Source organism: Cupriavidus sp. FW306-01-F10A, assembly GCF_058782785.1.
The window spans coordinates 545,728-556,774 of record NZ_JBYSYA010000001.1; the positions used below are offsets into that span (position 1 = coordinate 545,728).

Here is an 11,047-nt window from a genome sequence, read left to right on the forward strand (position 1 = left end):
CAGAGCCGCGATCTCGGTGCAGGGATTGCTCCATCCACTAAGCTTGACCCACGCACATGCGCAGGAGCCTCGCCATGAAGGAATCTGTCCGGCCCGAGCATGCCGATGACACCCGTACGGCCCTGTCCGGCGCCAGCCTGCGCCGGGCCTTCCTCGATCACGTCTTCCATACCCAGGGCAAGCTGCCCGGCCACGCCAGCCAGAACGACCTCTACCAGGCAGCGGCGCATACCGTGCGCGACCGCCTGGTGCAGCGCTGGATCAGCACCGCCGAAGCCTACCTGGGCCAGCCCTCGCGCACCGTCGCCTACCTGTCGGCGGAATTCCTGATGGGCCCGCACCTGGGCAACAACCTGATCAACCTGGGCATCTTCGACGAGGTGCGCGAGGCCATGGCCGCTGCCGGGCTGGATCTCGACCGCATCCTGGAGCAAGAGGTCGAGCCGGGGCTGGGAAATGGCGGCCTGGGCCGGCTGGCGGCCTGCTTCATGGATTCGCTGGCGACGCTGGAAATCCCCGCGCTCGGCTATGGCATCCGCTACGAGTACGGCATCTTCCAGCAGACCATCATCGACGGCATGCAGGTGGAATCCACCGACACCTGGCTGCGCAACGGCAACCCCTGGGAGATCCAGCGCTCAGAGTGGGCCGTGCAGGTGCGCCTCGGCGGCCACACCGAGCACTACACCGACGACCGCGGCCACTACCGCGTGCGCTGGGTGCCGGCCAAGACCGTGGTGGGCGTGCCGTTCGACTCGCCGATCCTGGGCTACCGCGTCAATACCGTAAACACCCTGCGGCTGTGGCGCGCGGACGCCACCGAGGCCTTCGACTTCCATACCTTCAACCGCGGCGACTACCTGGGCGCGGTCAGCAAGAAGGTCACTTCCGAGAACCTGACCAAGGTCCTCTACCCCAACGACGAGACCAGCCAGGGCAAGGAGCTGCGGCTGGAGCAGCAATACTTCTTCGTCGCCTGTTCGCTGCAGGACATGCTGCGGCTGCTCGCCGTCGACGGCATCCCGGTGACGCGCTTCCACGAGAAGTTCGCGGTGCAACTGAACGACACCCACCCGGCCGTGGGCATTGCCGAGCTGATGCGGCTGCTTGTCGACGACCATGACCTGGCCTGGAACGAGGCCTGGCACATCACGCAGAATGCCTTTGCCTACACCAACCACACGCTGCTGCCCGAAGCGCTGGAGCAGTGGCCGCTGCCGCTGTTTGCCCGTGTGCTGCCGCGCCATCTCGAGATCATCCTGGAGATCAACGCGCGCTTGCTGGACGAGGTGCGGATCCGCTTCTACGGCGACGAATCGCGCCTGGCGCGGCTGTCGCTGATCAATGAGCACGGCGAACGGCATGTGCGCATGGCCAACCTGGCGTGCGTGGGCAGCCACGCCATCAACGGTGTGGCCGAGCTGCACTCACGGCTGATGCGTGAGGACGTGCTCAAGGATTTCTACGAGATGTGGCCGGAGAAGTTCACCAGCATCACCAATGGCGTGACGCCGCGGCGCTGGCTGGCGCTGTCCAATCCGCGCCTGACGCGGCTGGTGTCGGAGGCGATCGGCGACGGCTGGATCTCCGACCTGGCGCAGCTCCGCGCGCTCGAGCCGTATGCCGAGGACGCGGGCTTTCGCGAACAATGGCAGGCCGCGCGGCACCAGAACAAGGTAGCGCTGGCCGAGCTGGTCCGCGACACCACCGGCGTGGTGGTGGACCCGTCCTCCATGTTCGATGTGATGGTCAAGCGCATCCACGAATACAAGCGCCAGCACCTGGCGGTGCTGCATGTGATCGCGCTGTACCACCGCATCAAGTCCGACCCCGGCACCGAGATCCAGCCGCGCACCTTCCTGTTCGGCGGCAAGGCGGCGCCGGGCTACGCCTATGCCAAGCTGATGATCCGCTTCATCACCTCGGTGGCCGACGTGGTCAACCGCGACCCGCAGGTGCGCGACCGGCTCAAGGTGGTGTTCCTGCCCAACTTCAATGTCACCTACGGGCAGCGCATCTACCCGGCGGCCGACCTGGCCGAGCAGATCTCGCTGGCGGGCAAGGAAGCGTCCGGCACCGGCAACATGAAGTTCGCGATGAATGGCGCGCTCAATATCGGCACCATGGACGGCGCCAATATCGAGCTGCGCGAAGCCGTGGGCAACGACAACTTCTTCCCGTTCGGACTGACCGCGCCGGAGGTCTATGCGCTGCGTGCCAGCGGCTACGACCCTGCCGCCTACTACCACAGCAACCCGCAGCTGCGCGCAGTGATCGACCTGGTCCAGCAGGGCTTCTTCTCGCGCGGGGACCCGGGGCTGTTCCGTCCGCTGTTTGACCCGCAGCAGAGACACGACCCCTACCTGCTGATGGCCGACTTCGCCTCCTACATCGAGTGCCAGGAGAAAGTCTCCCAGGCCTTTGCCGAACCGGCGCGCTGGCAACGCATGTCGGTGCTGTCGTGCGCGCGCTCCGGGCGCTTTTCATCGGACCGGGCGATCCGCGAGTATTGCGAGCGCATCTGGCACATCGAGCCGGTGCCGGTGCGGCTGCTGCACCGCGCCAGCGGTGCGCCCTGGCAGGCTGAATCTCCGGTGCGCGCCGCGTAAGCGGCGTGACGGGCACTGCGGGCGTGGGCTAGCGCACGTCCGCACTGCGCGGGAAGTTTCTACAATGGCCCATGTAACAAAGCCCGCGCTGGCGGCTACGCCCCGCCAGCATGCGCCCTCGCAAAGCGTTGTTCCGTGGGCATGGAGTTCGCGTTGGACACAAGGACCGGCCATCCGGCCGGCTCTCCCTTTGCACGTTCCACAGCTGTTCCGAAGCCAGGAGCCGAATTTGCACGCCAATCCGTTTCTTCTCGCCCCCGGCGCCCGCTCCGCCACGCCCAACCTGGCCCCGCACGACTGCTTTGCGGCGCCCGCTGCCGTCGGGCAGCCAGGCCTGACAGGCTACGACGAACCTGCGCATGATTACCTGTTCGGGCCGGCTTGGCTGCCAGACGGCCGCGTGCGGTTCCGGCTGTGGGCTCCGGACGCAGCCGAGCAAGGCCAGGCGGTACGGCTGGAGATCGCCGGGCTCGGTCCGGTGCACATGACGGCCGGCGCCAACGGCTGGTTCGAGGCCATCGTTGCGTGCAGCAAGGGGGCACGCTACTGGTTCCGGCTTGACGACGGCACCACCGTGCCCGACCCGGCCTCGCGCTGCCAGGCCGACGATGTGCACGGGCCCAGCATCGTGCCCGCGCCCGACGCCGCCGGCGCCTTTGCGTGGGCGTGTCCGGACTGGCGCGGGCGCCCCTGGCATGAAGCCATCGTCTATGAGTTGCACGTGGGCCTGTGCGGCGGCTTTGCCGGCACGGCGCAGCAGCTGCCGCGGCTGGCGGCGCTGGGCTTCACCGCGGTCGAGCTGATGCCAGTGGCGGAATTCCCCGGCGCGCGCAACTGGGGCTATGACGGCGTGCTGCCGTTCGCGCCCGAGTCCGCCTACGGCACCCCGGACGAACTGCGCGCGCTGGTGGACCGCGCCCACCAGCTCGGCATGATGGTGCTGCTGGACGTGGTCTACAACCACTTCGGGCCCGAGGGCAACTACCTGCACCGCTACGCCAGCACGTTCTTCCGCGCAGACCGGCAGACCCCGTGGGGGCCGGCCATCGATTTCCGCCGGCCGCAGGTGCGGCGCTTCTTCACCGAGAACGCGCGCTACTGGCTGGAGCAGTTCCGCTTCGACGGCCTGCGCCTGGACGCCGTGCACGCGATCGAGGACGAAGGCTGGCTGGCGGCGCTGCCCGGCGAGCTGCGCACCACGCTGGCCGAAGGCGACGGCGCCAGCCGCCACCTGCACCTGGTGCTGGAGAACGACAACAATGATGCCGAACTGCTGGCGAAGGGCTACGACGCACAATGGAACGATGACGCCCACCATGCCCTGCACGTGCTGCTGACCGGCGAGGGCGACGGCTACTACTGCGACTACACCCGTTGCGCCGATGAGGGCGAGGATGCGCCCGCGGGGCGCGGCGAGCCCGCGCTGCGCCACCTTGCGCGCGTGCTGGGCGAAGGCTTTGCCTACCAGGGCGAGTTGTCGGCGCACCGCTCTGCCGCCGCGCCGGGCGTGCCGTCAAGCGCGGACAGCGTGCGCCGCGGCCAGCCCAGCGCGCACCTGCCGCCCACGGCCTTCGTCTGCTTCCTGCAGAACCACGACCAGACCGGCAACCGCGCACTGGGCGACCGGCTGGCCGGCCTGGCGGACCGCAATGCGCTGCGCGCAGCGGTGGCGCTGCAGCTGCTGTGCCCGCAGGTGCCGCTGGTGTTCATGGGCGAGGAAACCGGCACGCAGCGGCCCTTCCTCTACTTCACCAGCCACCCGCCCGAACTGGCGCAGGCCGTGCGCGACGGCCGGCGCCGCGAGTTTGCGGCTTCCGCGGCATTCCGCGACGATGCGCGCGCCGCGGCCATCCCCGACCCCAACGACCCGGCCACCTTCGAGGCGTCGCGCCCCGAGCTGGAAGACGACGGCGACTGGACTCCGTACTACCACGAGCTGCTCGCGGTACGCCGCCGTGAACTGCTGGACCGGCTGGCCGGCTGCCAGTCGGCCGGTGTCGATATCCTGGGGCCGGCCGCGCTGTGCGCACGCTGGCGGCTGATGGACGGCATGGAGCTGAGCCTGTGGCTGAACCTGGGCAGCGAAGCCGTGCCATGCATGCGCCCATGCCACGACATGAGCGCGGCGCTGCATGAAAGCCTGCCCGGCGCCGCAGCCGAGCTGTCCGCCGGCATGCTGCCGCCGCTGGCCTGCGTCGCCACCATGTGCGAGCCCGCAGCGGCGCGCGCCAGATAATGCCCGCCGGCTTGCCGGAATCCCTGCCAGGCGGTCATGGCGATGGCGGCGACCATGACCTGCCCCGCGCCACCGCCCGGCTGCAGCTGCACCCGGGCTTCACCTTTGCCGATGCCGCCGCCGTGGTCGACTACTACGCCGCGCTCGGCGTCAGCCACCTGTACCTGTCGCCAGTGTGCGGCGCGCGCCCGGGCTCCAGCCACGGCTACGATGTCACCGACTTCACCCGCGTGCGCGACGAGCTGGGCGGCGAGCCCGGCCTGAAGGCGCTGGCCGGGCGCGCCCGCGCCGCCGGCCTCGGCCTGGTGCTGGACATCGTGCCCAACCACATGGCAGCCGACCCCACCCACAACCACTGGTGGCGCGACGTGCTGACCCACGGACGCGCCAGCCGCTGCGCCGCCAGCTTCGACATCGACTGGACCCCGCGCGACCCCGCCCTGCATGGCAAGGTCCTGCTGCCGATGCTGGGCCAATCCTACTGGGACACGCTGGTGGCGGGCGAGCTGCAATGGGTGCCTGCAAGCGCCGGCGATGCCGCCTACCTGCGCTACTTCGAGCACTCGCTGCCGCTGGCGCCGGGCAGCGTGGATGCCGCCGCCGCAACCCAGCCCGGCTGGTACGACCCCACGCAGGCCGAAGGCCGCACCCGGCTGCACGCACTGCTGGAGCGCCAGCACTACCGGCTGGCCTGGTGGCGCACCGCCGCCGCGGCACTGAACTGGCGGCGCTTTTTCGAGATCAGCGATCTCGTCGGCGTGCGCGAGGAAGACCCGCAGGTATTCGACGCCGTCCACGCGCTGGTCTTCCGCCTGCTGCGCGAAGGCTGGATCGACGGCGTGCGTGTCGATCATGTCGACGGCCTGGCCGATCCTGCCGGCTACTGCCGCCGGCTGCGCGCCGAACTGGACCGGCACGCCGCCGCGCGCCCGCCGTTGCTGCGCCTGGCGCACCCGTGGCTGGTGGTCGAAAAGATCCTGGGCCCGCGCGAACGGCTGGCGCCGGACTGGCAGGTGGATGGCACCACGGGCTACGACTTCATGGACGACGTTGCCGCCGTGCTGCACGACGGCAACGGCGAGGCGCCGCTGGGCGCACTGTGGACGTCGGCCAGCGGCGATGCGCGCCCGTATGCCGCCCATATCGCGGCGGCACGGCGCCAGGTGCTGGAGCGTCACCTGGTGACCGAGTACGAAGGCGCCGCCGCCTGCCTGCACGACTGCGCGAAGCAGGAGCCCGGCACGCGCGACCTGACACGTGCGGCGCTGCGGCGCGCGCTGGCCGCGCTGATGGCGGCGGTGCCCGTCTACCGCAGCTACTTTGACGCGCAACCCGGCGCGCGCGACGCCTCGGCCGCACAGGCCGACCACGCCATGCTGGACCAGGCCATGCAGGCGGCGCGCCCCGAGCTCGCCCCGGACGAGGCCGTGGCACTGGCCTTTATCGGCGGCTGCCTGCGCACGCCAGCCCCGCCCGACAGCGAAACCGGCGTGCTGCGCCGCCGCCTGCAGCAACTGATGCCCGCCCTGGCAGCCAAGGCCGGCGAAGACACAGCGTTCTACCGCTACGGGCGGCTGCTGTCGCGCAACGAGGTGGGCAGCGACCCCGGCACGCTGGCGCTGCCGCCGGCGCAGTTCCACGCGCGCATGGCGGCGCGGCGCATGGCCTGTCCTCATGCCATGCTGGCCACTGCGACCCACGACCACAAGCGCGGCGAGGACACACGCATGCGCCTGGCCGTGCTGAGCGAGATGCCCGACGCCTGGGCGGATGCCGTGGCGGCATGGGAACGCGCCTGCGCACCGCTGCTGTCGACGCTGCCGCAGGCCCCGGACCCCGGCGACCGCCTGATGCTGTACCAGACCCTGGTCGGCGCGTGGCCGATGGAGGACATCGGCAAGCCTGCAGGCGGCAACACCGTCGAGGCCTTCCTGGAGCGCGTGTCCGCGTGGCAGCTCAAGGCCATCCGCGAAGCCAAGCGCCACGGCAACTGGACCTGCCCCGACGCAGCCTACGAAGCCGCGTGCGAGGGCTTACTGCGCGCCATCGCGGCGGACTGGCCATTGGGTCTGCTGGCGCATATCGGCCAGTTTGCGCAGCACATTGCCGTGGCCGGCGCCGTCAACAGCCTGGCACAGGTGCTGGTCCAGCTGACCGCACCAGGCATCCCCGACCGCTACCAGGGATGCGAAGGCTGGGACCTGAGCCTGGTGGACCCCGACAACCGGCGCCCGCCCGATTTTGCGCAACTGCGCGCGCGCCTGGGCTGCAGCGCCGGCTGGGCCCACTGGCTGGCGCACTGGCGCGACGGGCGCATCAAGCAGCAGCTGATACGCCAGGTGCTGGCAGTACGCCACGCCCATCCCCGGCTCTTTGCCGACGGGCAATACAGCATGCTGGCGGCGCAAGGCGCGCTGGTGCCGCAGGTGCTGGCCTTTGCCCGCACCGCGGATGCGCACCAGGCCATCACCGTGGTGACGCGGCTGGCGGCCTCGCAGGTCGACCCGACCATGCCGCGCATCCCGCCCGCGGGCTGGGGCGACACCACCCTGAACGTGGGTGCGCCGCAGCCGAGCCGCTGGACCGATGCGCTGACCGGCCATGTGCTGGACGCACCCATGGGCCGGCTGCGCCTGCGCGAGGTGCTGGGCGGCTTGCCGGTGGCGCTGCTGTTGCGCCAGCCGTAAGCGGCCCCGGGGCAGCGCGAACGCTCGCGGCCTCAGGACTTCTGCACCGCCGTGTGCAACACGATCGGCGTCAGCGGGCCGTGGTGATGGCGTGGCGTGCCATGCGGCACCGCCTGGCCGTGCTGCGGCGGCTGCGCGCCGTCGTGCGGACCACGCCTTGCCTGGCCGGGCGAAGCGCCGCGTTCCTGCGGCAGGTAGGGCCGGATCACGACGGCAACGTAATCGTCCTCCTTGGGCGTGACGACGATATACGCCAGGCCCGACATCACCAGGCCGACCTCACCCAGCTCGGTCGCGATGCGCGCCACGATAAAGCGCTGCAGCAGCAGCGGGTTGACGCTGTCGTCAATCGCAAGCGCGGCCGTGCAGATGGTCAGGAAGCAGCGCTCGACCTCGCGGCATACCACCACCACCTCATCGATGGCGTAGCCCGAGCGGCTGGCGCGCACCAGCACCGACACCCCCGAGCTGGGCGCGGCGCGGTGCCAGCCCGGCTTGACCTTGAAGCTGGGCAGGGCCAGGCCGGAGCCGGTGTCGTGGGCCACGGTATTGAAGCGCTGGGCGAAGTCCGTGGGCGTCATCGCAAGCAGCTGGCGCTCCACCGGCGCCGAAGACACCGAGACGGACGAGGCCAGGACGACGGTGGACAGGATGCTGGCTAGGTTCATGACTACCTCGCAACGGATGAGCCGCTCCCCCCGGCTGCGCTGTCGGGCCCGGCGGCACGCGGCGCACAGGGGGCCGCCGCGGCATGGGGCCGGCGTTGCGGGCTGTGCTCGCCGGCACTTGCCGCTCGCCAGTTTTTGCCAGCATTTCCTCCACTATAGACACGACGGCACGCAATCACACGACGGCGCAAGCATCGCGCCGGTCATGCCGCGGCGGGCGCTGGCAGGCCGCACATGCAGTTTCTGCCGCGGCTGTAAAAACTACGCCGTGTGCGCCGAACCGGCAGCGTCGCAAGCCGCACAGGACCCAGCCCCGCACCGGCGGCGCCGGCGCCGGCGCCAGGAACGGAGCTTGCAGGTCCAAGGCAGATGCGGTGCAGGAATCGCCCTGCCCGCTGCCAAGTACAGGAGGATCGTCATGACACCACGCTTCCGCATCGCCCGCCTGGCGCTGCCTCTGGCGGTGCTGGCGATGGCCGCCTCCCAGGCCGTTGCGGCCGCCCCGACCGATGCGCCGGCGGCGCCGTCTTCAACGGGCCGCACGGCCGCGCCGCGCGACACAGCAGCCGCCAGCGACCGCGCCATCACTGCCGAAGTCCAGGCCCGCCTGGCCAACGCGCGCACGCTGGACCCCGCCAGGATCCGCGTATCCACCACTGACGGCGTGGTCAAACTGGAAGGCACCGTGCGCGACGATAAACAGCGTACGATGGCAATGGAACTGGCTCGTTCGGTGCGCGGCGTGAGCGCCGTATCCGACGAGCTGCGCGCCGGCACCGACTGACCGGCAGCGCCATGCCAACCTCCGTGGAGACGCCATGAGCACCCATCGCCAGCCCGACCATGACACCACGCGACGCCGCAGCGAGCGTCCCGACCCGCACAAGGGCGGCCCCGACACCGAACATGAACGGGGCAAGCCCGGGCGCGACCGCCGCCACGATGTCGAGCGCGAGCATGACATCCCGGACGAGAACACCGAGCCGCCTTCAGTCAGGCGCCGCGGCGACAGGCCCGATGACAGCGAAGCGCCAGTGGAGAACCACTGAATCCGCCGAGCCAACCGAACAGGAGGCACGATGAGCAAGACCGTACGTACCCACCGTATCGGCGCACGCCACGGTGACCGCGTGGGCGGCACCGCGCCCGCGCCGCGCGAAGGCGCGCAGGCTTCCGCCGGCCGCCGTTCGCGCGAGAACACCGCGTCCGGTGCCGCGCGCGCCGACGCGGGCCATATCCCGAGCACGCTCGACCCCGATCTCGAACAGGAAACCGACGATATCGATGAAGAAATCGAGCAACGCGAGAATGAGGCCCACACCGCGCAGGATGAGGAAAGCCCGGAGGAAGAGATCGCCGATGAAGTGATGCATGCCGCCGAAGACCTGCCGGCCGAAGTGCCGGTCGACAAGGCCGACCACACCGATGAGCGCGAGGAACGCCCACCCCGCGCACCGCGTTAGCTAGCGCCCGGCAAGGACGTATCCGTGCGGCAAGACGAACGGGGGCCAAGGTGCGCCCGGAACCCCCGTCTTGATCCGGCCGGGACGCTCATCAAAGCTACCACTATGTCGTACTGAGGTCTCCACCGTCATACTGCGGCGCTGCGGGGACCTCAAAGCGAGCCAGCAGCGGCAGGTGGTCGGAGGCCACGCGCGCCAGCGGCGAACGGTGGCTGGCCACCGACACCAGGTGCGCGCGCGGCGACACCCAGATGCGATCGAGGGCAAACACCGGCCAGCGCGACGGGAAGGTGGCGGTGTGCGGCGTATGCTCGAAATACGCATGCAGCCAGCGCAACGGCCGGCCCCACAGGAACCATTCATTGACGTCACCGAGCAGGATGGTCGGCAACGGCGGCGCGGCGGCCACGTAGTTGAGCAACTGCTGCACCTGGCGCCGGCGCTCACCGGGGCGCAGGCCCAGGTGGGTGGCAATCACGCGCAGCGCGCTCTCCCAGCCCGACGCCGTGCACGCCAGCGTGACATCGATGGCACCGCGCGGCTCGCAGCCCTTCACCGTCAGGTCGATCTGGTTCACCGCCTGCGGCGCAAAGCGCGCCAGCAGCGCATTGCCATAGTCGGCATTGCCGCGCACGCGCGTAAATCCAGAGACCACGTGCATGCCGGTATGGCCGGCCAGGTATTCCAGGGTATGGTCGTTGCTGCTGCCGGATTCCACTTCCTGCAGCGCGACGATATCGGCGTCCAGTTCCTCCAGCACCGCTGCGATGCGGTCAGGCCGATAGCGGCGGTCCGTGCCCACGGCGCGGTGGATGTTGTAACTGACCACCGTCATGCTGGCGATGCCGGCCGCGTCCGCCGCGCAGTGCAGCCCTGCCCGTGCGCTGGCGACCGCAGGCGTGTCGCCAGGGTCACGCGCCTGGGCAGGATTTACAAGAGACGGTAAGTCCGGTTGCATTCGCATGGCCGGCAGCGCTGGCCGCTAGGCTCAGGCGCCATCCAGGAACTCGTTCGGCTTGCCGATGCGGCGGCCCAGGTCGGGGGTTTCCCAACGTGCGCCCTCCATGTATGGATCCGGGGTGCGCTGCATGGTCGTGCCAGGCACGCCAGGCTGCGCCGGCACGGTCGAAGGCTGGGCCTCTGGCGCGGGTGCCAGGTCGGTCCGGGTGGGTGCGTTGGCACCCTGGCTGTACGGGTCGAACTTGTCAGTGCTGCGCGCGCCTTGCGAATACGGGTCATAGGTGCCGCGCGGCGTGCCTGGCGCCTGCGCCAGGGCGGGGATTGCGGCAGCGGCCAGGGCCACCGCTGCAAGAAGTCGGCTGGGGTGGATATGCTTCATGATTACCTCCGTTTGCACGCGATGTGCGCGCCAGTAGCCATGGTC

General features: G+C 70.0%; 9 protein-coding genes. 6 read left to right on the plus strand and 3 right to left on the minus strand.

Annotated elements, in window-relative coordinates; translation table 11 throughout:
- Window positions 1-74: 74 nt before the first annotated feature.
- The 3 genes from AC3WLF_RS02470 (at window position 75) to treY (ending at window position 7,532) form a co-directional block, all read left to right on the plus strand.
- Entirely contained in the window at window positions 75-2,609 is a 2,535-nt protein-coding gene (locus tag AC3WLF_RS02470; RefSeq protein WP_492340427.1) for a glycogen/starch/alpha-glucan phosphorylase, read from the plus strand.
- Between the two features lie 229 nt (window positions 2,610-2,838).
- The gene (gene treZ / locus AC3WLF_RS02475) at window positions 2,839-4,845 is read left to right on the plus strand and encodes a malto-oligosyltrehalose trehalohydrolase (RefSeq protein WP_492357773.1); all 2,007 of its coding nucleotides are present in this window, start codon (window positions 2,839-2,841) and stop codon (window positions 4,843-4,845) included.
- The gene (treY, locus tag AC3WLF_RS02480; protein ID WP_492357774.1) at window positions 4,845-7,532 is read left to right on the plus strand and encodes a malto-oligosyltrehalose synthase; all 2,688 of its coding nucleotides are present in this window, start codon (window positions 4,845-4,847) and stop codon (window positions 7,530-7,532) included. The genes treZ and treY overlap by 1 nt, the downstream gene beginning before the upstream one ends.
- 32 nt (window positions 7,533-7,564) lie before the next feature.
- Here treY and AC3WLF_RS02485 read toward each other — a convergent pair whose 3' ends face one another.
- Window positions 7,565-8,200 (minus strand): malto-oligosyltrehalose synthase, encoded by a 636-nt coding sequence (locus AC3WLF_RS02485; protein WP_492316886.1) that lies wholly within the window; start codon window positions 8,198-8,200, stop codon window positions 7,565-7,567.
- A gap of 418 nt (window positions 8,201-8,618) precedes the next feature.
- On the opposite strand from AC3WLF_RS02485, the gene AC3WLF_RS02490 reads away from it, so the two are divergent.
- Genes AC3WLF_RS02490 through AC3WLF_RS02500 form a run of 3 tightly spaced genes read left to right on the plus strand, consistent with a single transcriptional unit; the run spans window position 8,619 to window position 9,663 of the window.
- On the plus strand, window positions 8,619-8,984 hold the full coding sequence (locus tag AC3WLF_RS02490; RefSeq protein ID WP_010814552.1) for a BON domain-containing protein: 366 nt from the start codon (window positions 8,619-8,621) through the stop codon (window positions 8,982-8,984).
- Between the two features lie 34 nt (window positions 8,985-9,018).
- Window positions 9,019-9,249, plus strand: a complete 231-nt coding sequence (locus AC3WLF_RS02495) for a hypothetical protein (RefSeq protein ID WP_010814553.1) — start codon at window positions 9,019-9,021, stop codon at window positions 9,247-9,249.
- A gap of 30 nt (window positions 9,250-9,279) precedes the next feature.
- Window positions 9,280-9,663 (plus strand): hypothetical protein, encoded by a 384-nt coding sequence (locus tag AC3WLF_RS02500; RefSeq protein ID WP_492357775.1) that lies wholly within the window; start codon window positions 9,280-9,282, stop codon window positions 9,661-9,663.
- A gap of 103 nt (window positions 9,664-9,766) precedes the next feature.
- On the opposite strand, the gene AC3WLF_RS02505 is transcribed toward AC3WLF_RS02500, so the two are convergent.
- The gene (locus AC3WLF_RS02505) at window positions 9,767-10,627 is read right to left on the minus strand and encodes an endonuclease/exonuclease/phosphatase family protein (protein WP_492316885.1); all 861 of its coding nucleotides are present in this window, start codon (window positions 10,625-10,627) and stop codon (window positions 9,767-9,769) included.
- Window positions 10,628-10,651: 24 nt separating this feature from the next.
- Window positions 10,652-11,002, minus strand: coding sequence for an endonuclease (locus AC3WLF_RS02510; RefSeq protein ID WP_492316884.1), 351 nt, complete (start codon window positions 11,000-11,002; stop codon window positions 10,652-10,654).
- Window positions 11,003-11,047 lie beyond the last annotated feature (45 nt).

Excerpts from the sequence above, each read along its gene's own strand:
- AC3WLF_RS02470 (WP_492340427.1), top strand. The coding sequence starts at position 75 with ATGAAGGAATCTGTCCGGCCCGAGCATGCCGATGACACCCGTACGGCC.
- treY (WP_492357774.1), top strand. The coding sequence starts at position 4,845 with ATGCCCGCCGGCTTGCCGGAATCCCTGCCAGGCGGTCATGGCGATGGC.
- AC3WLF_RS02485 (WP_492316886.1), bottom strand. The coding sequence starts at position 8,200 with ATGAACCTAGCCAGCATCCTGTCCACCGTCGTCCTGGCCTCGTCCGTC.
- AC3WLF_RS02490 (WP_010814552.1), top strand. The coding sequence starts at position 8,619 with ATGACACCACGCTTCCGCATCGCCCGCCTGGCGCTGCCTCTGGCGGTG.
- AC3WLF_RS02495 (WP_010814553.1), top strand. The coding sequence starts at position 9,019 with ATGAGCACCCATCGCCAGCCCGACCATGACACCACGCGACGCCGCAGC.
- AC3WLF_RS02500 (WP_492357775.1), top strand. The coding sequence starts at position 9,280 with ATGAGCAAGACCGTACGTACCCACCGTATCGGCGCACGCCACGGTGAC.
- AC3WLF_RS02505 (WP_492316885.1), bottom strand. The coding sequence starts at position 10,627 with ATGCGAATGCAACCGGACTTACCGTCTCTTGTAAATCCTGCCCAGGCG.
- AC3WLF_RS02510 (WP_492316884.1), bottom strand. The coding sequence starts at position 11,002 with ATGAAGCATATCCACCCCAGCCGACTTCTTGCAGCGGTGGCCCTGGCC.